This window comes from Mesorhizobium sp. M0276, assembly GCF_040321755.1.
GTDB lineage: Bacteria > Pseudomonadota > Alphaproteobacteria > Rhizobiales > Rhizobiaceae > Mesorhizobium.
Genome location: NZ_JAMYSC010000084.1, coordinates 1 through 20,522 on the forward strand (window position 1 = coordinate 1; position 20,522 = coordinate 20,522).

The following is a 20,522-nucleotide window of genomic DNA, read 5'->3' on the forward strand; positions in this document are numbered from 1 at the left end:
CAGGGTGCGCCGTTTGATCTCCTGGTTCAGCCGCTCCAGCATGTTGGTCGATTTCATGTGCTTATGATGGGCAAGCGGCAGCCGACAGAAGCTCAGCGTCTCCTCGATGTTGTCCTCCACCCAGTTGACCAGCTTCGGATATTTGGCCTGCCATTTGGCAATCCGCCCTGAGCCCCAAATGGTCGTCGGAGACGACGAACTCGACGCCGGCGAGCCCGCGATTCTTGAGCCCTGTCACGAACTCGCGCCAACTCGAATGGCTCTCCCGGTTGGCCAGCTCCACCCTCATTGGCGAGGAGCGGTATCCGTATTCCTCCACGAAAGGGGCATGAGACCAGCCTTGAACGCGCCCCATGAAATCGTGCATTCAGATCGCGCGCGAACAGCTCGCCCTGCTCGAAACGGCCGAACAGCTAGAGATTGAGGGCTTCAAGGAATTAGTCGAGGGCAGTTCTCTCATTACCGACGAGCTCTACCGACGGGCGACCACCAACTGCTATATTCATGCCGATGAAGCGCGCAGGCTGGGTATCGTCGCCGACGTGCTTGGATAGGACGGTTCACCGCTTATGGAGACGCCGAACGGCTCGGCGTACGCATGTCGAAATTGTCGGATCTTGCGGAGGCATTCCTAAGAGGTCGACCGCTTCAGCAGTGAGACGCCATCATCAGCCCCATTGCTACGGCTTCTCCGGACGTCCCATTTGTCACGCGTGAGCTTGTTCGTTCCCGATCGAAATACACCCCAAGGAACAATCAACCCGCAACTCCGTTGGACAGATTGCGTCAGGAGAATGCTGTTGCGACATATGATGTTGGGAGCTCTGGCCGGCCTTGCGGCATCGGTGGCGATGACCAGTGCCATGCGGCGGTCCCATGGGTTGCTGAACGAGACGAGTCGCTACCCGTTGCCGCCCCGCGAAATTGTCGATCGCCTGAACTTCGGGGGCGATGAAGGGCAGGCGCGAGCGAATACTCTGTTGGCTCACTTCGGCTTCGGCGCCATGACTGGCGCTGTTTTCGCCATTTTGCCTCGGCGTCGCGGCAGCGGCACACTCTTTGGCCTCGGCGTGTGGGCGGCCAGTTATCTGGGTTGGATTCCTGCAGCGCGAATTCTTGCCCCCGCATGGCGTCATCCTGCAGGGAGGAATCTGCTGATGATCGCTGCGCACATGGTGTGGGGTACCGTGCTCGCGAAATCGCTCAGCGAGTTGGAAGCCGCCGAAGCCGAAGCGTTCGGCAGGCCTTCGGACGCCGAACTGTCAGTCTTGGAAAGGCGAGAGAGAGGACCTGGTCGATGAAGCCGGTCCCGTTTTGGCTCGATCGAGAGCCCGAGATTTCATTCGGCGCCTTGCAGGGCAACCATGACTTCGAAGTCGTAATCGTCGGCGCGGGCATCGTGGGCCTGCACACTGCCTGTCTGCTGCGTAGCTCGGGTCTGAAGGTCGCGGTTCTTGAGGCGCGCCAGATCGGCCAGCAGGCCACCGGCCGCTCGACCGCCAAGGTCACATCCCAGCATGGGCTCAAATACGCTTCCCTCATTCGCAATTTCGGCCGCGAAGGCGCGAAGCTTTACGCCGACGCGAATGAAAAGGCCAAGGAGGAGATCGCTGCACAGTGCTCCCTTATGGTGGATAAGGCCAAGCTGGAAGCCAAATCTGCCTTCATCTATGCTGAAGACGAACAACAGGCGGATAGGTTACGCCGTGAGGCCGACGCCGCCGCATCGCTTGGATTGCCCGCCGAATTCCTGTCCGATGCGGAGCTGCCCGTGAGGGCGACGGCAGCGCTCCGTTTTTCGGGCCAATATCAATTCGACCCGTATCTTTATATTTGCGGGCTGGCCCGCCTGGTGAGCGAGAGCACCATTTCCGTTTTCGAGAACAGCCGCGTTGTTGAGATTGCAGGCGACGGGCCTTATCAGTTGACTCTGGCTGGCGGTATTGTGACCGCCGGTAAGGTCATCGTCACCACGCAGATGCCCATCATCGGAGACGGACTCTTCTTTGCCAAGGCCTTCCCATTTGCGCATCCGGTCGCGGCAGCATCACTGGCCGAACATGCAACAGTGGACGGCATGTTCATCAGCGCCGGCAGCCCGTCTCATTCGTTTCGCACAGCGAACCGTGACGGCAAGCGCTTTCTTGTGGCCGCCGGCGGCGAATTCAAGACCGGAGACCGCGAGGCTGCGGATCGCGCCGTCGCTGACATGCTGGCCTTCCTCGAGACAACATTCGCTATTAACCAACCGTCGCACCTTTGGATAAACGAAGATTTCCGGTCGGTGGACGGAATGGCCTTCGTCGGCGTGGCGAGTTCTTCAAAACCGGACCTTCTCGTCGCCACCGGTTTCGACGCCTGGGGCATCACACAAGGCGCCGTCGCACTGGAAATCCTTGCGTCGCAGCTTCTCGGCCAACCCCATCCTGCGGCCGAGATCTTCGACGCGACCCGTATCAAGCCGCTCGCCGGCGGGCCGACGTTCATATCGGAGAACGTCAAGACGGCTACTCATCTGGTGGCCGAACGGCTCCTGGGTTCAAGAACGGTGGATATCAACAAGATCGCCCTGGGAGAAGGCGGTGTGGTCGAGCACGACGGAGAGCAACTGGCGATCAGGAAGGCGCGGGACGGTACGGTCACCGCCCGCTCCGCAATCTGTACGCATCTCGGCTGCGTCGTCGGGTGGAATCCGGTCGACCGGACGTGGGACTGCTCATGCCATGGGTCCCGCTTCGATGAAGCTGGTGAGGTTCTTTCCGGCCCCGCAACGAGACCGCTCGAGCCGCGGGCGTCGCCAAATGCCGGGCACGCGGAATGAGGGTCCTGGTCACCGGCGCGTCGGGTCTGATCGGAGCCGCGCTTTGCGCGCGCCTGGCGGCCGAGGGACATGACGTCGTTCGTGTGCTCCATCGCCCCAGTGTTGGCCCGTTCACAGGGCCCACTCCCATCCTGCTAGACATGGCAAATGCGCTGCGGGCGCAGGACTGGATCCATCATCTTGCCGGTGTCGATGCCGTTGTGAACTGCGCCGGCGTTCTGCAGGACAGCCTTCGTGAGAATACCCAGCACGTCCATGCAGGCGGCGCCTCGGCACTCTTTGCCGCGTGTGAACAGGCACGAGTGAAAAAGGTCATCCACTTCTCGGCTATCGGCGTCGATCGCCAGCAGCCATCCGCTTTCTCCGCCAGCAAGCTTGCTGGCGATGAGGCCATGATGGCGCGCGATATCGACTGGGTCATTCTGCGCCCTTCGGTTGTGTTGGGGAGGCCGGCGTTCGGCGCAAGCGCGCTTTTTCGTGGTCTCGCTGCTTTGCCACTATTGCCTGTGATGCCCGACGCTGGTCGTCTTCAGGTCGTACAGCTAGACGACGTGATCTCCACCGTTCTCTTCTTTCTCAGGCCCGACAGCCCAACGCGCCTCACTCTGGAGCTGGCTGGGCCTGAAGCGCTTTCTATGAACGAGGTCGTTGCCTGCTACCGCCATTGGTTCGGATGGGACAGCGCCCGGGAATTCATCCTGCCCAATTGGGCCGCAGCAATCCTATACCGGGTTGGGGATGCGGCGGCTCAGCTCGGCTGGCGTCCGCCGATGCGCAGCAATGCCGCAAAGGAGATCGCGCGGGGCGCGGTCGGTGATCCCCAGCCGTGGATAGCGGCGACCGGCATTCAACCGTCAAGTCTTGCAACCGCACTCAGCCTTCATCCTGCCACGGTGCAGGAACGATGGTTCGCTGGTCTCTACCTCGTCAAGCCGGCGATCTTCGTCGTGCTACCCTTCTTCTGGATCATGACCGGCATCATTTCCCTCACCACCGGCTGGCGCAGCGGAGTTGAGTTGCTGATTGACACAGCAGTCGGCGCGCTGGCCGGACCGGCCGTCGTCGCCGGGGCGCTGGCAGACATGATCGTCGGCGTGCTGATCGCCTGGCGCCCGACCAGCCGGCTTGGTCTCTTCGGTGCAATCGCGGTGTCGCTTTTCTATGCGACCGCTGGGAGCATTCTGCGGCCGGAGCTCTGGAACGACCCGCTCGGCCCGCTGATGAAGATCCTGCCGATTTTGGTTCTGCATTTTGTCGCGCTGGCGATCCTGGAGGAACGCTGATGGTCTATTTCGTGCTCAAGTATCTGCATGTCATCGGTGCGGCTGTGCTGTTGGGGACTGGCGCCGGCATTGCCTTTTTCATGCTCGTGGCACACCGGACCGGTAACGCCGGGACCATCGCGGCTGTCGCCCGCATCGTCGTACTCGCCGACTTTCTGTTCACGGCTACGGCCGTTATCGCGCAACCTGTGACCGGGATAGCTCTCGCCCAGTATGCGGGGTATTCGCTTGCTGAAGGATGGATCGTTCTTTCGATCCTGCTCTATCTTGCCATCGGCCTGCTCTGGCTGCCCGTGGTGTGGATGCAGATCGAGATGCGCAATCTCGCCATAAAGGCCGCGACGTCCAATCAACCCCCGCCTGAGCGTTACAGTCAGTTGTTCAGGCTCTGGTTCGCCTTCGGCTTTCCAGCCTTTGCGGCTGTGCTCGCCATCTTCTGGCTGATGATTGCGCGCCCGCCAATCGAGTGGCTGGCCTTGTAGCCCCGTCGCCGCTTTACCGCGGCAACCAAACACACCCAATGTCGTTGCGCATGTCAGGGGAAACTCCGGCCTGATCACCGCTCTCTCGTAAGTTCGGCGAAATCAACTCTCGGCAACCAGCACGCCTTGCGCATCGCTGCTCCTACTGCCCATCCGATCGGTGCTTCGCCGCGCGGCAACGCGTCCTGCCACAGATCCTCGGTCGATCGTCGACATTCAGCGGCAACGGCATCCAGGCTCGGATACGCACTCCACCCACCGAGCGAAGCCGTCCCTTGTCCTGATATTCCAGAGTGTATAGCTGTTCGGCCGGCGACCCCGTCAGTTGTGGCTGCGCCGCTCAGTTTGGTCCATCCCGAACTGAGCGACCTGGACCATCATCACCTTTGCCTTTGCGACGAGTTCATCATCCGTAAGCGTCTGATCGGCCTGCAGTGTGACGGTGATGCACTCGCCTCCCTCCCCGCGAAATTCGACGACCGGAGCCTGGTCCCGGCTGACGACAGCTTCTATCATCTGCATAGAAAATCCTCCTGCCATTGTGGGAATGGCGACCAGTTGGGAGCAAGACCGAAGCTCCACCATCCCTGTTTTAGTGATGACGTCTGGCTAATCCTTGACATAGGCTCCAGGCCGACGGCCGCCCCTCGGCGCCTTGGCGTCTTTTGAGTGCTCCGCAGCCGCTGGACCTGCGCCGGAGATTTTCTCCGTGGCTGGCGAAGGTGTGGCTTTCTTTGAACTGGTGCTGCCGCCGGATTTTTTGGGGGCGGATGACATGCCAACCGGAGAATTGTCTGTAGAGGTCATGGCTTGATCCCGAACGCTGCAAAACTCCATAAGTAACCTGGGACATGGCTTGAAGTTCCATGCGCCTGCATTTCGCGAAGGAGCAAAGGTTCAGCGCACGTATGGCTATGTTTCCGAATATGGAGGCTCTGCCGAGGGCCCTGGACATTGTGGACGTTTGGCGATGAACGCAAAGCGGCAGATGTCTTGATGCGATTCCAGACGAGAACGCCGAGCGAGCTCTTGAGCCTTCTCAGGGCGCCTCAGCAACGGGTTGAGTTCGCGAAACGGACGGCAAAACGCGAAGCTGCTCGGCAAAGACATAGCTTCGCGGGGCACGTGCTGCGCGGGACGCAGGCGATGCCGACGCGAAACAGTGACGATCTCCGCCAACGGCGCAGTCGTCTACAGAGATGCTTCCGCAACTCCAGACTGCCGGCGATCCCCGGGTGAAGGGCGGCACGGACCGGCAAGAGACCGCCAACGCAGGCCGCGGCGGCTCTGACATCTGTTCTGCGACCCGGCCGTTCAGGAACAATACCTGCGTTTGCAAGCTTGAACGGGATCGCTGACTGCGATGGCACAGTCGCTGAGCGGCATCATCGCTGGCGACGAGGTCATGAAGGGATCGCTTGCAAGCTATACGTGGTATATGGAAATCGCCTCCTACACGATCCTTATCGCCGCTGCGAAATCGCTCGATGAAACGGAAGGCGCGCATGTTTGCGAGGAGAACCTGCGCGAGGAAGTCGCGATGGCGGACTGGCTGAAAAACCATCTTCCCGCGACAACCAAGCAGTTCTTTACTCGGGCTGATACAGAGAGCGAGAACGCCAAGCGTTGATCTACCGCCGAGGTTGCTTCGATCGGCTGACGGAGCGCGACCGGCCAGTATGGTGCGGCGGGACCTACCTGCCGCGCTGAGCGGGTTGAACAGGATTGGGAGATCTATGACGGCAGGACGATCCATGGGAGCAGATGCTACCCCATGCATGAATGTCGACAACGCGCCGCGCCAGATCGCCTGCGCCGTCAACTTGCTTCGGCGATCTTGCTGAGAAAAGCTGCCAAGCTCTGCTGCGGATCCTCATCGTCCCCAGCCACGACGTTGAGCCCCCAGCGTCCGAGGACCGCCTCCTGAACCACGTTCGGGCCCGGCATGAACACGAATGACTTTGGACGGTCCCGCTCGTAACCCGATAGGCGCCAGGTCTGCCACAGACGGTGCAGCAGCAGACGGATGTTCATATCCGACATGCTGTAGCCGATGAACAGGATGGTGCGCCCCAGTGCATCTGCCCGGAATTTCACATCGAGTGGTGAGTCGAAGGAAAGCCGGTCAAAATAGTCCGTCTCTGCCAACACAAGGGAAGTGTCGTCGTCAAAATCGCCATGGTATTTGATGATCTGTGTCAGGTCGCCGTTGACTTTGGCGATGTCTTTCGCGTTGGCGATTTTGACGAACGGCCGGCCATAGATCTCGAAAGCCGCTTCCAGGTTTCGATCGTAATTGGTGGTGTAGATGATCGGGAAATCGAGCGACACGATCAGCTTGTGGATCTCCGATCGCTTTACCTTGTCCCGAGAAACGCTCCACTCGCGGTCCATCCAGCTGCGCAGGGGGCCGATGCTGCCGTGCTTGAGGCGGTAGTATTCGGCAAGCGCCTGGTAGGTCGTGTCAGGCATGCCGACCGTCTGGTCGTCCAGGCCGAGATCATCTGCCATGTGCTCGATGAGTTTTCTCCACGGTGGCAAGCCGACGCTCATCGACACTCCAGCGCCAACAAACAGCATGGCTCTCCGCTTTTTCAGCGACCGCGCAATTTGTTCGAACACCGACTGCATGCCAGCAAACTGGCGAATGCCTCTTCTGTTCCAACCATTGCTGCACGAACGGTAGGTGGGGCCGCTGTCGTCCTCCGGACGGTGCCCGCAAGCGCGCGAAGAACAACATTTTTTCGCCCCAATGGCACTTCCGCCCGTCTCAAGCGTTAGAGAGTGTTCAACTAACGTTAGAGACAATGGATTATCGTCCAACCCTGTCACTGGCCTTAAGTCTGTTCCTGCTGGCGATAGGCGACGCGGGGCAAACGGCCTCGGCGCAAGCACCCTGCCTCGCCGACCACGACAAGCTGCTGACGGCCCTTAAGGCGAGCGTCAAGGCCAGCGGCGGGCCCGGCAATGGCGGCTTCGATACCAATGAATGGGCCGCAGTTGTGGCACGTGACGGAACGGTCTGCGCCATCGCTTTCAGCGGCCCCACCGCCGACGCGCAATGGCCCGGCAGCCGGCTGATCGCAGCCGAAAAGGCCAGCACGGCCAACGGGCTCAGCCTTCCCCAGATGGCATTGTCGACGGCAAATCTTTATGCGCCGGTCCAACCGGGCGGTCCGCTGTTTGGGCTGCAGGCCACCAATCCGGTCAACCAGGCGATCGCCTATACAGGCGACCCGTCGACGTTCGGCAGCGCCGGTGACCCGCTGATGGGAAAGCCCATCGGCGGGGTTGTCGTGTTTGGTGGCGGCCTGGCGCTGTATGATGGGAAGGGCATCGTCGGCGGACTGGGCGTCAGCGGCGATTCCTCCTGTGCCGACCACAATGTCGCCTGGCGCGTGCGCGCGGCCCTTGCGCTGGACAAAGTACCGGCCGGTGTCAATCCAAACCGCAAGGACGCCATCATCTACGATCTCGATCCCGGTGGAAAGAGCGCTTCGGGCTGGGGTCATCCATTATGCGCGGGAACCGAAGCCGACGTCGCCGCAGAGCTTGGTGCCGGCGTCGGCGGTTCGCTACACAAATGACGCAGCTTGCGTCGATGCGGGGCAAAACCGCTAAAGCGGGGAGAGCGATGCGGGCAACAGAACGCGGTTCCAGATTCAGTCTTGGTTTGGTGATGCTCGCAAGCCTCGCTTTGTTGGCAGGCGCGGCTGCCCAACCCGCGGCTGATACCGCGATAAGGCCGCCGCCTGCAGCCGCTCCGCCCGATGACGGCCAGTGGACGATGCCGGCAAAGAATTATGCCTCGACCCGCTACAGCGATCTGGCGGAGATTTCCGAAAGCAATGTCAAGAACCTGCAGGTGGCTTTCACCTTCTCGACCGGCGTAAACAAGGGCCAGGAGGCCGCGCCGCTCGTTGTCGGCAACACGATGTATATCGTGACCCCGTTTCCCAACATCGTCTACGCGCTCGACCTGTCCAAGCCAAGCGCACCCATGAAATGGAAATACGAGCCCAATCCGGAACCGGCGGCGCAGGGCGTCGCCTGCTGCGATGTCGTCAACCGGGGAGCAGCCTTCGCCGACGGGCGCATTTTCTTCAACACGCTCGATGGCCACACGATCGCACTGGACGCCGGCAGCGGCAAGCCGATCTGGAATACGCAGATCGGTAACATCAACATTGGCGAAACGATCACCATGGCGCCGCTGGTGGTAAAGGGCAAAGTGCTGGTCGGCAATTCCGGCGGCGAGATGGGCGTGCGCGGCTGGGTCAAGGCGCTCGACGCAGCCGACGGACATGTCGTCTGGACGGCCTACAGCACCGGCCCCGACAAGGACGTGCTGATCGGCCCGGATTTCAAGCCGCATTACGACACGGACAAGGGCAAGGACCTTGGCGTGACGACATGGCCGCCGGAAGCATGGAAGATCGGCGGCGGCAATATGTGGGGCTGGATCTCATACGATCCCGACCTAAACCTGTTCTTCCACGGCACCGGCAATCCCGGCCCCTGGAACCCCGACCTGCGGCCCGGCGACAACAAATGGACGGCCGGCATCTTCGCCCGCGACCCGGACACCGGGGCGGCGAAATGGTTCTATCAGTGGACGCCGCACGATCTGCACGACTACGATGGTATCAACGAGCAGGTTCTTCTGGACATGAACTGGCAGGGCCAGCCGCGCAAGGTGCTGGTGCGGCCGGAGCGCAATGGCTACGTCTATGTGCTGGATCGCACCACCGGCGAAGTCCTGTCGGCTCAGCCTTTCGGCCCAGTTAACTCCAGCAAGGGCGTGGATCTGAAGACCGGCCGACTCGTCGTAGATCCCGACAAGAAGACCGGCACTGGCAAGGTCGTGCGCGACATCTGTCCGACCGCGGCCGGCCTCAAGGATTGGCAACCGTCAGCATTCTCGCCGAGGACAGGCCTGCTCTACATCCCTCACAACAACCTTTGCATGGATGAAGAGGGCGTCGAGGTGAACTACATCGCCGGCACGCCCTATGTCGGCATGAACGTCCGTATGATCCCAGGGCCAGGCGGCAATCGGGGTGCATTCACTGCCTGGGATGTTGCCACCGCCAAGCCTGTATGGAACTTGAAGGAGAACTTTCCAGTATGGAGCGGTGCGGTGGTCACCGCCGGCGATGTCGTCTTCTACGGCACGATGGAAGGCTGGTTCAAGGCGGTCAGCGCCAGGACAGGGGAAATGCTTTGGAAGTTCAAGACGTCGTCCGGCATCATCGGCCAGCCGATCACCTACCGCGGTCCCGACGGGCGTCAATATGTGGCGATCCTGTCGGGCGTCGGCGGTTGGGCCGGTGCGATCGTGTCGGGCGACCTCGATCCACGCGACGCCACAGCCGCGCTCGGCTTCGCAAACGCCATGAAGGATTTGAAGGACGTGACGACGCCAGGAGGAACGCTCTATGTATTCCGCCTGCCCTGACGACTTCGACAGGCCCGTTGGGCGAAAAGCCGTCCGGCACATTGCCGCCGCGATCGGTGCGCTCGTCTTGTTTTCCGCCGCCGTAGTCGCTCATGCGCGCGAGTTGAGGGTATGTGCCGACCCCAACAACATGCCCTTCTCGAACGCCAGCGGCCAAGGTTTCGAGAATAAGATAGCGGAAATCGTGGCTGGCGAGCTTGGCGCCAAGCTTTCCTACGTTTGGTGGGCGCAGCGCCGCGGCTTTGTCCGCAATACGCTGAAGGCCGGGCTTTGCGACCTCGTCCCGGGCACTCCCGCCAACCTCGAAATGCTGCGCACCACCACACCCTACTACCGTTCCTCCTATGTATTCGTGATGCGCAAGGATGGCCCCGATATCACGTCCTTCGACGATCCGCGCCTGCGTGAGCTGCGCATTGGTGTGCAACTCGTTGGCGATGACGGCGCCAACTCGCCTCCGGTCCAAGCGCTTGGCCGCCGTGGTATTGTCGGCCATCTGATCGGATACCCCGTCTATGGCGACTATTCAGCGCCAAACCCTCCGGCGCGCATCGTCGAAGCGGTGGCCAATGGCGAGGTTGACCTCGCCGTCGTCTGGGGGCCGCTCGCCGGCTACTTCGCCGCGAAGCAGAAGGTGTTGCTTAAGCTCACGCCAGTGACCCCCCGCATAGACGGGCCGATGCTGCCGATGATTTACGATATTTCGATGGGCGTCCGGCGTGAGGACGCCGCGTTGCGTGACGAACTCGATGCCGCACTTGCTAAGCACAAGGCTGAGATCGATTCCATTCTGACTCAGTTTGGAGTCCCTCGTCTGGACGCAGGCGGGAGTCCGGTGCGATGAAACGGGGGCTCGTCGTGCTCCTGTCCGCTACGCTGGCGCTTGCGGCATGCCAACGGGAAGAGCGCGACACACGTCCGCAATCCGCGCTCGGCTCCGGCGAGCAGCCGGCCCCCGTCACCACGTTGGAGCCTGGCGGTGAGCGGCCCTCTCTAAGTGACAACAAGGCTGCCGCTTTCGAGGCCAACGCCTTTCACCTTAGCGAGGGCAAGCGCCTCTTCAGCTGGTTCAACTGCACCGGCTGCCATGCCAATGGCGGCGGCGGCATGGGACCGGCCCTGATGGACCAGAAATGGATTTATGGCAGTTCGATCGAGAGCATCCACGCCACCATCCGAGACGGGCGGCCGAACGGCATGCCAACATTCCGCGACAAGGTTCCCGACGACCAGATTTGGGAGCTTGCCGCCTTCGTCCGCTCGCTGGGCGGCAACGCGCCCTCCTCCGCCGCGCCTTCGCGCAACGATGATATGATGGTGCATCCGTCCGAGAACCGCCTGCCGGATGCCGCGACTTTGGGGAAGTCGCCGTGAGACGGCCCGTGTTTGCGGCGTTCGGCACGACCTGCGTGTTGCTTCTCCAGGGATGCTCCGGCTGGCAATCGGCACTCGACCCGAAGGGCCCCGCCGCCTCCGAATTGGCTTGGCTCATCTGGTTCTTCACCGGGCTCTGCTCGCTGATCTGGCTCCTGGTGATGATCGCCTTGGCAGCGCCACTTGCGATGCGATCGCGCACGCGCTCCGACCCGCTCGTGCTCGATCCAGGCGCCGAGCACCGCAAGGCGCGGGCGGTCTGGGCCGCGCTTGGCGCGACGACCGTGATCCTCGTCGGGCTCACTCTGTTAAGCTTCTTCGCCAACAGGACGCTCGCCGCCATCGGCTCGGACGCGGAGCTGACGATCCGGGTTACCGGACACCAATGGTGGTGGGAGGTACGCTACGAAAACGCCCAGCCGAGCCGCATCCTTACGACGGCCAATGAGATCCATATCCCCTCCGGCGAGCCGGTACGGATCATCGTGACCTCGACCGATGTGATCCACTCCTTCTGGGTGCCGAGCCTCGCCGGCAAGCTCGACCTCATCCCCGGCCATGAGAATGTCCTTGATCTCATGGCCGACAAGCCGGGCGTCTATCGCGGCCAATGCGCCGAGTTCTGCGGTCAGCAGCACGCCAATATGAGCACGTTGATCATCGCCGAGCCGCGGCCGGTCTTCGATGCCTGGTTGAATGACCAGCTTCGGTCCGCCGCTGCACCGGTAAGTGCTGAGGCCAGCGCCGGGGCGGAATTGTTCCTCAATCGTGCCTGCGTGATGTGTCACAAAATTGGCGGCACGGTTGCCGGCGGCACGGTTGCGCCCGATCTCACGCACATCGCGAGCCGGCAAACACTCGCCGCCGGAACGCTGACGATGAGCCGCGGCAATCTTGCCGCTTGGATCGCCGACCCGCAAGGCATCAAGCCGGGCGCCCACATGCCGGTGGTCGATCTCAATGGCGACGAACTCAATGCGATTGTCGCCTATCTGGAGGGGCTCAAATGAGCAGCTCCGATCTGACCAGCGAACGCGACCTGGTGCCGCAAGCAACCCCCAAGGGCGACCTTGCCCCAGAACGCGACGGCCCGCGCGATACCGGTCTGGACGATGCCACCCTGCATCGCTGGCTCGAACGGACCTGGCGAACGAAGCCGGGCATCATCGGCGCGCTGTCGAGCGTCGACCACAAGGTCGTCGCGCGGCGCTATCTCGTGACCGCTTTCGTCTTCCTGTGCCTGGGCGGGCTCAATGCAGTCGCCATGCGCATCCAGCTGTCGGGACCGCAACGCGGCCTGATCGGGCCGGATCTCTACAACCAGCTGTTCACCATGCACGGCGTGACCATGATGTTCCTGTTTGCCGTACCAATCGTGCAGGCCACTGGCATATATCTGGTGCCGCTGATGGTCGGCACGCGCAACATCGCCTTCCCTCGCCTGAATGCGTTCAGCTATTGGATCTACGTCTCGGGCGGGATTTTTGCCTGGGCGTCGTTCGCGCTCAGCATGGCGCCGGACGTCGGCTGGTTCGCCTATGTGCCGTTGTCGGGCCCCGAATTCGGACCCGGCAAGCGCGCAGATGTGTGGGCGCAGATGATCACCTACACCGAAGTGTCGTCCCTGGCCGTCGCCGTCGCGACCATCGTCACCGTGTTCAAGCAGCGGGCGCCAGGCATGTCGCTCGACAAGATCCCGCTCTACGTGTGGGCGATGCTGGTCACGTCCTTCGTCGTCGTCTTCGCCATGCCGGCGGTGATGATCACCTCGACATTCCTGATCCTCGACAGGCTCGTCGGTACCCACATCTTCAACCCGGCCGAGGGCGGCGATGCCTTGTTGTTCCAGCATCTTTTCTGGTTCTTCGGCCATCCAGAGGTTTACATCATCTTCCTGCCGGCGACAGGAATGGTGTCGTCGATCATCTCCGCCTTCGCCAGACGCCCGGTCTTCGGGCATCTAGGACTTGTGCTGTCGCTGATCGCAGTCGGCTTTCTGTCGTTTGGCCTATGGGTCCACCACATGTTCGCGACCGGCCTGCCGAAGCTCGGCGCCAGCTTCTTCACCGCGTCGAGCATGCTGATCGCCATTCCCAACGGGCTGCAGATATTCTGCTGGCTGGCGACCTTGTCGGACGGCCGGCCGGTGATCCGGACGCCGCTGCTGTTCGTGTTCGGCTTCGTTTTTACGTTTGTCATCGGCGGTCTCACCGGCGTGATGGTAGCATCCGTGCCTTTGGACCTGCAGGTCCACGACACCTATTTCGTGGTCGCGCATTTCCATTATGTGCTGATCGGCGGATCGGTTTTTCCGCTGCTTGGCGCCGCCTATTTCTGGTTGCCCAAGCTCACCGGCCGCATGATGAGCGAGCGGCTTGGGCGCTGGCATTTTTGGATGGCGTTCATTGGCTTCAATGCGGCGTTCTTCCCCATGCATCTTGTCGGTCTCTGGGGCATGCCGCGACGGGTCTATACCTATCCGGCCGAGCTTGGCTGGGGAAACATCAACCTGTTCATCACAGCCGGCGCGGCGGTGTTCTTCCTGAGCTTCGTCCTGTTCACGTTCAACATGCTGCACGGCGCCTTGCGAGGCGCACCGGCGGGCAACAATCCCTGGGATGCCGGCACGCTGGAATGGGCGACGACCTCGCCGCCACCGAGCTACAACTTCGCCCGCATCCCCGTCGTCACCCACGCCGAGCCGCTGTGGGCCGAACGTGAGGCCTTGCCGGTCGCGACAGGCCTCCGCGTCGACGCGCGCGAACTTGTCATCTCGACGGTAGCCGAAGCGCGTCCCGACATTCGCGAGAAATCGGCCACGCCATCGATCTGGCCGCTGTTTGCGGCCATCGCTGTGGGCGCGACCTTCCTTTATTCGATCTTTACGCCCTGGGCCGTGGTCTGGGGCGCCTTGCCGATTGCTATCACGCTGATCGGCTGGTTCTGGCCAAAAGGCGATCCGGAGGACGAGGAATGAAACAGCGTCCCGCCGCCGATCTTTCCGCCCTGCCCACCTATGGAATTGGTCCGCGCAGCCCCACATGGTGGGGCACGCTCGGCTTCATGGCACTGGAAGGCACCGGCTTCGCGCTCGCCGCAGGTGCCTATCTCTACCTGGCGCTGTCGTGGCCGCAATGGCCACTCGGCGCGCCGCGGCCGAACCATTGGCCCGGAACCATCGTGACGCTGCTGTTGATTGTCAGCTTGGTGCCAAACCACATGCTCAACCGCTATGCTGAGCAATGCGCGATCATGCCTGTGCGGATCGGCCTCGTTGTCATGTCGCTGCTCGGGATTGCGCCGCTCGTCGTACGCTGGTTCGAGTTTCCGGCGTTGAACATCTACTGGGACACCAACGCCTACGGTTCGATGCTGTGGGTGCTGCTTGGGCTGCACACGACGCATCTGATCACCGACGTTGGCGACACCATTGTGCTGACGGTGCTGATGTTCACGCGTCACGGCAACAGCGGCCGTCGCTTCGGCGATGTTGGCGATAATGTCTTCTATTGGGATTTCGTGGTCGCCAGCTGGATCCCGATCTATCTCCTGATCTACTGGACCCCGAGGCTCGGCTGAGATGCGTGCGGTTGTGTTGGGCACTTCTTGGGGCGGACTTCTTTCAGGGCCACTGGCCTGGGCGGTATCGACGCAACTGAATTATTCGCTTGTGCATTGGCAATGCAATCGCCAGGTGCCGATCGTGCTGCCCATCGCTTTGGCGCTGGCGCTGTTTTCTCTGCTCGGCGGTGCTTTGTCATGGCGGGCAAAGCGGCTGGGCGGTGCCGCGTTCAAACCAGAACGCACGCGAGGGACAGAACAGTTCGTTGCCAACCTTGGCATGTTGTCCGCACTGCTGTTGCCTTGGTGATCATAATGCAAGGCAGCGCCGCGCTCATCCTCGACTGGTGCGTGCGATGAGCTTCGACGCCTTCTTCTCCACTTCGATCTCCTACGGCCCCGGTTCGCAAGAGGCGGGATGGACGCTGGCGCTGCCCATCACTTTGCCGCTTGCGGCAGTCGCGCTGATCTATGCGGGCGGAGCGCTGCGACTCTGGCGGCGGAGCGACCGCGGCCGCTTTTTGCGAGTGCGCCAGGCGCTGTTGTTCGCAGCTGGGTGGATCGCGCTGGCGGCAGCGCTGGTCAGCCCGATCCACGCCTTGGGCGAGCGCGTGTTCACCGCGCATATGATCGAACATGAATTGCTGATGGCCGTTGCGGCGCCATTGCTGGTCGCTTCTTTACCGGCGGCGGCAATGATGTGGGCGCTGCCGGTATCGCTGCGACGGCCATTTGGCCATGCCGGGCATGCAAGTGTGGTTCAGGCGGCCTGGGCAGCGATAAGCCCCCCCCTAGCCGCCACTCTGCTCCACGGCGTGGCCATTTGGCTGTGGCACGTTCCAGCGCTGTTCCACGCGGCGCTCGAGCGCGGCTTTTTTCACTATGCCCAGCATGCAAGCTTTCTCGGTACCGGATTGTTGTTCTGGTGGGCGCTGCTGCCGCGGCACGGCCGAGAACAGGCCTATGGCAGCGCGGTCATGCATCTCTTTTTAACCTCCCTGCACACAGGGCTGCTCGGTGTTCTGCTCCTGGTATCGCCGCGGCTCTGGTACCCTGCAAACGCTACCGGCGCTGAGATTTGGGGCCTCAGCCCGCTCGAAGACCAGCAACTTGCGGGGCTTATAATGTGGGTGCCGGCCGGGCTGGTCTATGGCGGTGCGGCGTTGCTGCTGGCAGGACTGTGGATTCGTTCAAGCGGGCAAAGAGCCGGCCGGGAGGCATCCCATGCCCTTAACGCCGGTTAGAATGATGCTGCTGACGGTCGGCGCGGCTGCGGCCGGAGCCATGCTCGGCTTGACGGTGGCATCGCCCGGTTCACGGACGGAAGGCGCCGATGGGGGTGGGCACGAGCAATCGGGAAAGACCAACCGGATCTGTGTTGCGGCAATGTTCCTTATATTGCCAGTGATACTGGCATCGTTTGCCTGGTGGCAGCAGCAACGTACCGAGAGGGCCGAACACGAGGCGAACGAAGCGACCGGTGGCATCGCCACGCGGGCTGTACCGATCATGTCGGCGAACGGTTGCGGCGGTTGCCACACGATCAGCGGTGTGCCCGGCGCGCAAGGCCTGGTCGGGCCGCGCCTGGACGCCAGTCTGGCCGCTCGCGTCTATATCGGCGGCATCCTGTCCAACAATCCGGAAAACATGATCCGGTGGATTCGCGCGGCAAGAGACGTCAACCCGCGCACGGCAATGCCCTCGACCGGCATTTCCGAACAGGAGGCGCGGGACGTGGCCGCCTATCTCTACGCGCTTAAATGAAGGTCATTGATCGCCGCGCCGGGACCACAGGCCGCGTCCTGGATCATAGCCGACAACTGCCGCGAGGAAAAACACCAAAAGGCAGGCCAGCACGACCAGGAAGGAGATCGGGGTGAAGCGCAGATAAAGCGCGAAGCGGATCAGTTCGACCGCGTGGCTGAACGGATTGAGCATTGCCACGGTCGCAAGCACCGGGCCGGCCTCGGCGAGCCGCCAAAGCGGATAAAGCGCCGTCGAGGCGAAGAACATGGGAAAAATGACAAAGTTCATCACCCCGGCGAAATTTTCCATCTGCGTGGAGAGTGACGACACAAGCAGGCCGAAAGCCCCCAGCATGAGCCCCGAAAGGACAAGCGCTGGCAACACGGCGAGATAACCGAGCATCGGCGGACGCACATCCCAGTAGCGCGCGACAACCAGGAACAGATAGACAAGCGGCAGGCCGACCACGACGCTGGCAAGCAGCCGGGCACCGAGCAGATACCAACGCGGTAACGGCGCGGTCAGCAACAGGCGCATGCTGCCCATCTCGCGGTCGTAGACCATCGCCAGCGAACTTGCCATGGCGTGAAACAGAAGCATCATCGCGGCGAGCCCGGGCACGACATAAACTTCGTAGAGGACATAGGTCTGATAAGGCGGCGTTGTCGACAAGCCAAGCACGGACCGGAACCCGGCGGCGAAAATGGCAAGCCAGACCAGCGGCCGGACAATCGCCGAAACCAATCGGCCGCGCTGCCGAAGGGTACGTAGCAGCTCCCTATGGAAGATGCCGTTGAGCGCTCGCAGCGCGTGGCGCCTTTTCATGCCGCAGCCGTGAGCTTCGCGAAGGCATCGGTCATGCTGGCGACGCCAAGCTCGGCCTCGATGCGGTCGGCGCCGCCCGCCCATTGCACGCGGCCAGCATGGAGCACGACGACATCGTCCTCAGGCGTCACCTCTTCCAGGAAATGTGTGGCCCAAAGCGCGGCTATGCCGCGCTCGCGGCATAGCCCATGCACATGGTGAGCGAGTGCCTGACGGCCCGGAACATCGAGCCCCGTGGTTGGTTCGTCGAGCAGGAGAATGCGCGGGCGGTGCATCAAAGCACGGGCGATTTCGACGCGCCGCCGCTGGCCGCCAGACAAAGATCGGACGGGATCATGAAGCCTGTCGAGAACCGCGAGACGGCCGAGCTCCTCGCGCATCCGGGCTTCCGCTACTTCGGCGGCAAGCCCATGCAAGGCAGCGTGATAGCGCAGATTCTCCGCGGTCGTGAGATCGAGATCGAGGGTCTGCTGCTGGAATACGACTCCCATCGCGGCCAGTGCGGCCGCAGGATCGGTGCGCATCGCGTGACCGAATACCTGCACCGATCCGAAGCGGGCATGATAGAGACCTGTGACGAGCGAGAACAACGTTGTCTTGCCGGCTCCGTTGCGGCCGAGCAGGATGCAGACCCTACCCTGCGCAACCGAAAAGGAGACGGCGTCCAGAACTCGCCGCTGCTTGAAGCTGTGACTGACACTGTCGAGCGACAAAGCGTTCATGGCCCAACCACGACGCCCCACGGGCCGCGCCCGACGGGCAGTGACTTGAGCACTTCGTCGTTTTCCAGGTCGATGAAGGAAATGTCGCCGGAATTGCCGTTGGCACTGATCAGATGTTTTTGATCGTCCGACAGTGCGACATGCCAAGGTCGCTGGCCCACAAGATAGAGCCGACGCACCGCCAGCGTCCCGGTATCGACTTCGGCGACGCGGTTTGCTGGCCCAAGCGCGACATAGGCAGTGCCGCCGTTGCGGGACATCTCGATGCCTACGGCTTGGACGCCTTCACGGCGAATGCCTTGCACCTCAAACTGGACCTTGCCGGTCTGTGCACGCGTTAGGGTGTCGAACACCGTTACCGTGCCGCGAATTTCGGAAGACACCCACAAGCGCTTCCCGTCCGGAGAGAAAGCGGCTGCCCGCGGCCGTGTGTCGACCAGCAGATTGTCAACCAGTTCGAGGCTGCCCGCGTCGATGAGGTGCACCATGCTTGACGTCTCCGAGGTGCAGGCGACGTAACGGCCGTCGGGACTGACTGCCATGCCCTCTGGCTCGACGCCGACATCGACCGTACCGATCACCTGGGCGGCCGCGATGTCGACCACGGATACGAGGTTGTCGTTCTCATTGGCGACGAACAGCCGCTTGCCGTCGGGATGAACCACGAAGAATTCCGGATCGGCGCCTGTGGGCAGTTGGCCGACAATTTGCCGCTTGGCGAGGTCCACGACATCGATGCGGTTGTCGTCACCTTCAGCGACAAAAAGTATCTTCTTGTCGGCCGAGAGTGCCAGTCCGCGTGGCCGGCGCCCGACATCGATCGTCGCCGACAGCGTCATGGTTGCACCATCGATGACGGCCACTGTGTTGTCCTGCTCGTTTGAGACATAGATGGTTTCCGCGGCGGCAGGTCCGGCCAAAGCGGACAACAGCAGCGGGACCACAATCACGATTAGGACTTGCATGTGCTCTCCTCCAGGTCGATGCCCAGAGTATCAAGCGGCGTGCGTTGGTGCAGGAAGCCAGGCTGAGGCGAGCTGGAAACCAGCAACCGCGATCCAGCGATGAGTATGGGCTGGCGCATCTGGCCGTCCCAGGCACGGAAGCTGAGTCCCTGCCCCTTGAACCCGGCGAGAAGAAACTCACTGCCTCGGATGTAGACACTGATCGCTGCCGGATCGACGCTGTTCAGCCGCGTCGCGGCCTCCCCGACGCTCCGCACTGCGAGCCAGGCGGCGTAATCGCTCGACATCATCCAGCGTCCGGCCTGTCGCCTGAACCGCTCCTGCAGTTGCGTCGCACCCCACTCCTGATTAACGGCGCTCCAGCCGGTCGCCACCAGCCCTTGCGTGCCCACGACGGGCCGAGGCAATGCTGTGCGGCCCTCGAGATAGGCGCCGAACTCGTCGGCCTCGTCGGCGACGACGAGAACGTCGTAGTCGGCGACCTGGGTTGCGGCCGGTATTTCCGTTTGCAGGGTGACATGCCCTGTGTCGGCTCGGCCGTTTGCTGGTCGGAAGATCCACGCTTGGTCGACGGAGATTTCCGCGCCGAAACGCGCCGCTGCGCGCCGGAAGGCGGCAGCCATGGCCTGGTCTTCCGGATGCGGACCGACAAGCAGGAACCAGTGCCGCCAGCCCTTCCAGGCGAGATATTGCGCCAGCCCATCGGCCAGCATGGCGCGGCTTGGAATAGTGTGCAGCAGGTTTTTCCTGCATGCCTCCTGACGCAATGAGTCATCGCTGGCGCGGCTGTTGAACAGGAGCATCCGCTCGGCGCCCGTGGCCGCAAGCGCTTGCGTCAGCGGCCCCGCGTCGAGATCGGCAACGACAAAGGTGATCCCCTCGCCAGCAAACTGTCGTATCGCGTCCTGCGGCGGCTCGCCGGGTTTCAGCGATCGCTCCACCAGCCGGAAGCGCTGTCCCAGAAAGCGGCCCGTGCTATCGTCATCGGCGATGCCGAGACGGGCGCCTTGCACCCCATCATCGGCGGCGAAATGGTCCAGCGGCCCAAGCGGCATGGGCGGACTGCGCGTCTGGCCGAGATAGCCAATCGCTATCGGCTGAGGCTCGGCGGAGCCTGGAACGACAAACAACAACAGAGCAAGAAGCGCGGTGACCAACCTCTCTGCGCGGGGCCGCCGGCGGCGCCACGCCCCGCGGGAGGGGGGACACCCAAACAATTTCCGAAGGGACCGCCGCGGCGGGGCGGGACCAAGCGGGGGGTGGTGTTATTAGGGGGCCACCATAA

General features: G+C 62.3%; 22 protein-coding genes and 1 pseudogene. 16 read left to right on the forward strand and 7 right to left on the reverse strand.

The genetic code is table 11. From position 1 onward, the window contains the following. A pseudogene (locus NKJ01_RS33380) lies at positions 1-301 on the reverse strand (transposase); the annotation flags it as partial. A 52-nt stretch (positions 302-353) separates the two neighbouring features. On the opposite strand from NKJ01_RS33380, the gene NKJ01_RS33385 reads away from it, so the two are divergent. The 5 genes from NKJ01_RS33385 to NKJ01_RS33405 all read left to right on the forward strand — a co-directional run bounded on the left by NKJ01_RS33385 (position 354) and on the right by NKJ01_RS33405 (position 4,586). Beyond that, positions 354-554: a hypothetical protein gene (locus NKJ01_RS33385; RefSeq protein ID WP_352734659.1), complete on the forward strand. Its 201-nt coding sequence runs from the start codon at positions 354-356 to the stop codon at positions 552-554. A gap of 255 nt (positions 555-809) precedes the next feature. Continuing rightward, the gene (locus tag NKJ01_RS33390) at positions 810-1,301 is read left to right on the forward strand and encodes a hypothetical protein (protein WP_502904964.1); all 492 of its coding nucleotides are present in this window, start codon (positions 810-812) and stop codon (positions 1,299-1,301) included. Further along, the gene (locus NKJ01_RS33395; RefSeq protein ID WP_352487753.1) at positions 1,298-2,821 is read left to right on the forward strand and encodes an FAD-dependent oxidoreductase; all 1,524 of its coding nucleotides are present in this window, start codon (positions 1,298-1,300) and stop codon (positions 2,819-2,821) included. Before NKJ01_RS33390 ends, NKJ01_RS33395 begins: the two co-directional genes overlap by 4 nt. After that, a complete protein-coding gene (locus NKJ01_RS33400) occupies positions 2,818-4,104 on the forward strand; it encodes an SDR family oxidoreductase (RefSeq protein WP_352487754.1) in 1,287 nt (428 codons plus the stop codon). Before NKJ01_RS33395 ends, NKJ01_RS33400 begins: the two co-directional genes overlap by 4 nt. Next, complete coding sequence (locus NKJ01_RS33405) at positions 4,104-4,586, forward strand: DUF2269 family protein (RefSeq protein WP_023758491.1); 483 nt, start codon at positions 4,104-4,106, stop codon at positions 4,584-4,586. Before NKJ01_RS33400 ends, NKJ01_RS33405 begins: the two co-directional genes overlap by 1 nt. A gap of 321 nt (positions 4,587-4,907) precedes the next feature. Here NKJ01_RS33405 and NKJ01_RS33410 read toward each other — a convergent pair whose 3' ends face one another. Further along, on the reverse strand, positions 4,908-5,108 hold the full coding sequence (locus NKJ01_RS33410; RefSeq protein WP_023758490.1) for a hypothetical protein: 201 nt from the start codon (positions 5,106-5,108) through the stop codon (positions 4,908-4,910). An 841-nt stretch (positions 5,109-5,949) separates the two neighbouring features. Between NKJ01_RS33410 and NKJ01_RS33415 the strand changes: the two genes are divergently transcribed. Next, positions 5,950-6,216: a DUF892 family protein gene (locus NKJ01_RS33415; protein WP_352734662.1), complete on the forward strand. Its 267-nt coding sequence runs from the start codon at positions 5,950-5,952 to the stop codon at positions 6,214-6,216. A 188-nt stretch (positions 6,217-6,404) separates the two neighbouring features. Here NKJ01_RS33415 and NKJ01_RS33420 read toward each other — a convergent pair whose 3' ends face one another. Beyond that, positions 6,405-7,217, reverse strand: a complete 813-nt coding sequence (locus NKJ01_RS33420) for an SIR2 family NAD-dependent protein deacylase (RefSeq protein ID WP_352734664.1) — start codon at positions 7,215-7,217, stop codon at positions 6,405-6,407. 176 nt (positions 7,218-7,393) lie between these two features. On the opposite strand from NKJ01_RS33420, the gene NKJ01_RS33425 reads away from it, so the two are divergent. The 10 genes from NKJ01_RS33425 to NKJ01_RS33470 are packed head-to-tail and all read left to right on the forward strand — an operon-like array spanning position 7,394 to position 16,743. Beyond that, positions 7,394-8,173, forward strand: a complete 780-nt coding sequence (locus NKJ01_RS33425; protein WP_023758487.1) for a heme-binding protein — start codon at positions 7,394-7,396, stop codon at positions 8,171-8,173. 47 nt (positions 8,174-8,220) lie between these two features. Continuing rightward, positions 8,221-10,044, forward strand: coding sequence for a methanol/ethanol family PQQ-dependent dehydrogenase (locus tag NKJ01_RS33430; protein ID WP_502905945.1), 1,824 nt, complete (start codon positions 8,221-8,223; stop codon positions 10,042-10,044). Continuing rightward, a complete protein-coding gene (locus tag NKJ01_RS33435; protein ID WP_352734668.1) occupies positions 10,025-10,888 on the forward strand; it encodes a substrate-binding domain-containing protein in 864 nt (287 codons plus the stop codon). Before NKJ01_RS33430 ends, NKJ01_RS33435 begins: the two co-directional genes overlap by 20 nt. Further along, entirely contained in the window at positions 10,885-11,418 is a 534-nt protein-coding gene (locus NKJ01_RS33440; protein ID WP_352487712.1) for a c-type cytochrome, read from the forward strand. Before NKJ01_RS33435 ends, NKJ01_RS33440 begins: the two co-directional genes overlap by 4 nt. Then, positions 11,415-12,428, forward strand: a complete 1,014-nt coding sequence (gene coxB, locus NKJ01_RS33445; RefSeq protein WP_352487711.1) for a cytochrome c oxidase subunit II — start codon at positions 11,415-11,417, stop codon at positions 12,426-12,428. Before NKJ01_RS33440 ends, coxB begins: the two co-directional genes overlap by 4 nt. Beyond that, entirely contained in the window at positions 12,425-14,395 is a 1,971-nt protein-coding gene (gene ctaD, locus NKJ01_RS33450; protein WP_023758482.1) for a cytochrome c oxidase subunit I, read from the forward strand. Before coxB ends, ctaD begins: the two co-directional genes overlap by 4 nt. Beyond that, a complete protein-coding gene (locus NKJ01_RS33455; RefSeq protein ID WP_023758481.1) occupies positions 14,392-14,997 on the forward strand; it encodes a cytochrome c oxidase subunit 3 in 606 nt (201 codons plus the stop codon). The genes ctaD and NKJ01_RS33455 overlap by 4 nt, the downstream gene beginning before the upstream one ends. A 1-nt stretch (position 14,998) precedes the next feature. Further along, positions 14,999-15,289, forward strand: a complete 291-nt coding sequence (locus NKJ01_RS33460; protein WP_352734671.1) for a hypothetical protein — start codon at positions 14,999-15,001, stop codon at positions 15,287-15,289. A 46-nt stretch (positions 15,290-15,335) separates the two neighbouring features. Further along, positions 15,336-16,223, forward strand: a complete 888-nt coding sequence (locus tag NKJ01_RS33465) for a cytochrome c oxidase assembly protein (RefSeq protein ID WP_352734673.1) — start codon at positions 15,336-15,338, stop codon at positions 16,221-16,223. Further along, positions 16,204-16,743, forward strand: coding sequence for a c-type cytochrome (locus tag NKJ01_RS33470; RefSeq protein WP_352734674.1), 540 nt, complete (start codon positions 16,204-16,206; stop codon positions 16,741-16,743). Before NKJ01_RS33465 ends, NKJ01_RS33470 begins: the two co-directional genes overlap by 20 nt. A gap of 3 nt (positions 16,744-16,746) precedes the next feature. Here the strand turns inward: NKJ01_RS33470 and NKJ01_RS33475 are convergent, their stop codons facing one another. From NKJ01_RS33475 to NKJ01_RS33490, 4 genes are read right to left on the reverse strand one after another with little or no spacing between them, the layout of a single operon-like run. Next, on the reverse strand, positions 16,747-17,550 hold the full coding sequence (locus NKJ01_RS33475; protein WP_352487709.1) for a lanthanide ABC transporter permease protein PedC: 804 nt from the start codon (positions 17,548-17,550) through the stop codon (positions 16,747-16,749). Continuing rightward, positions 17,547-18,272, reverse strand: a complete 726-nt coding sequence (locus NKJ01_RS33480) for a lanthanide ABC transporter ATP-binding protein PedB/LutE (RefSeq protein WP_023758476.1) — start codon at positions 18,270-18,272, stop codon at positions 17,547-17,549. The genes NKJ01_RS33475 and NKJ01_RS33480 overlap by 4 nt, the downstream gene beginning before the upstream one ends. Continuing rightward, positions 18,269-19,237 (reverse strand): PQQ-dependent catabolism-associated beta-propeller protein, encoded by a 969-nt coding sequence (locus tag NKJ01_RS33485; RefSeq protein WP_352487707.1) that lies wholly within the window; start codon positions 19,235-19,237, stop codon positions 18,269-18,271. The genes NKJ01_RS33480 and NKJ01_RS33485 overlap by 4 nt, the downstream gene beginning before the upstream one ends. Beyond that, positions 19,225-20,394, reverse strand: a complete 1,170-nt coding sequence (locus NKJ01_RS33490) for a lanthanide ABC transporter ABC transporter substrate-binding protein PedA1 (protein WP_031259911.1) — start codon at positions 20,392-20,394, stop codon at positions 19,225-19,227. The genes NKJ01_RS33485 and NKJ01_RS33490 overlap by 13 nt, the downstream gene beginning before the upstream one ends. Positions 20,395-20,522: the final 128 nt, after the last annotated feature.

What these genes read in the sequence shown, in the direction of transcription:
- NKJ01_RS33400 (WP_352487754.1), top strand. Translation starts at nt 2,818, where the DNA reads ATGAGGGTCCTGGTCACCGGCGCGTCGGGTCTGATCGGAGCCGCGCTT.
- NKJ01_RS33425 (WP_023758487.1), top strand. Translation starts at nt 7,394, where the DNA reads ATGGATTATCGTCCAACCCTGTCACTGGCCTTAAGTCTGTTCCTGCTG.
- NKJ01_RS33410 (WP_023758490.1), bottom strand. Translation starts at nt 5,108, where the DNA reads ATGCAGATGATAGAAGCTGTCGTCAGCCGGGACCAGGCTCCGGTCGTC.
- NKJ01_RS33390 (WP_502904964.1), top strand. Translation starts at nt 810, where the DNA reads ATGATGTTGGGAGCTCTGGCCGGCCTTGCGGCATCGGTGGCGATGACC.
- NKJ01_RS33460 (WP_352734671.1), top strand. Translation starts at nt 14,999, where the DNA reads ATGCGTGCGGTTGTGTTGGGCACTTCTTGGGGCGGACTTCTTTCAGGG.
- NKJ01_RS33395 (WP_352487753.1), top strand. Translation starts at nt 1,298, where the DNA reads ATGAAGCCGGTCCCGTTTTGGCTCGATCGAGAGCCCGAGATTTCATTC.
- NKJ01_RS33435 (WP_352734668.1), top strand. Translation starts at nt 10,025, where the DNA reads ATGTATTCCGCCTGCCCTGACGACTTCGACAGGCCCGTTGGGCGAAAA.
- NKJ01_RS33475 (WP_352487709.1), bottom strand. Translation starts at nt 17,550, where the DNA reads ATGAAAAGGCGCCACGCGCTGCGAGCGCTCAACGGCATCTTCCATAGG.
- NKJ01_RS33420 (WP_352734664.1), bottom strand. Translation starts at nt 7,217, where the DNA reads ATGCAGTCGGTGTTCGAACAAATTGCGCGGTCGCTGAAAAAGCGGAGA.
- NKJ01_RS33470 (WP_352734674.1), top strand. Translation starts at nt 16,204, where the DNA reads ATGCCCTTAACGCCGGTTAGAATGATGCTGCTGACGGTCGGCGCGGCT.
- NKJ01_RS33480 (WP_023758476.1), bottom strand. Translation starts at nt 18,272, where the DNA reads ATGAACGCTTTGTCGCTCGACAGTGTCAGTCACAGCTTCAAGCAGCGG.
- NKJ01_RS33465 (WP_352734673.1), top strand. Translation starts at nt 15,336, where the DNA reads ATGAGCTTCGACGCCTTCTTCTCCACTTCGATCTCCTACGGCCCCGGT.
- NKJ01_RS33405 (WP_023758491.1), top strand. Translation starts at nt 4,104, where the DNA reads ATGGTCTATTTCGTGCTCAAGTATCTGCATGTCATCGGTGCGGCTGTG.
- NKJ01_RS33440 (WP_352487712.1), top strand. Translation starts at nt 10,885, where the DNA reads ATGAAACGGGGGCTCGTCGTGCTCCTGTCCGCTACGCTGGCGCTTGCG.
- NKJ01_RS33485 (WP_352487707.1), bottom strand. Translation starts at nt 19,237, where the DNA reads ATGCAAGTCCTAATCGTGATTGTGGTCCCGCTGCTGTTGTCCGCTTTG.
- NKJ01_RS33455 (WP_023758481.1), top strand. Translation starts at nt 14,392, where the DNA reads ATGAAACAGCGTCCCGCCGCCGATCTTTCCGCCCTGCCCACCTATGGA.
- ctaD (WP_023758482.1), top strand. Translation starts at nt 12,425, where the DNA reads ATGAGCAGCTCCGATCTGACCAGCGAACGCGACCTGGTGCCGCAAGCA.
- NKJ01_RS33385 (WP_352734659.1), top strand. Translation starts at nt 354, where the DNA reads ATGAAATCGTGCATTCAGATCGCGCGCGAACAGCTCGCCCTGCTCGAA.
- NKJ01_RS33430 (WP_502905945.1), top strand. Translation starts at nt 8,221, where the DNA reads ATGCGGGCAACAGAACGCGGTTCCAGATTCAGTCTTGGTTTGGTGATG.
- NKJ01_RS33415 (WP_352734662.1), top strand. Translation starts at nt 5,950, where the DNA reads ATGGCACAGTCGCTGAGCGGCATCATCGCTGGCGACGAGGTCATGAAG.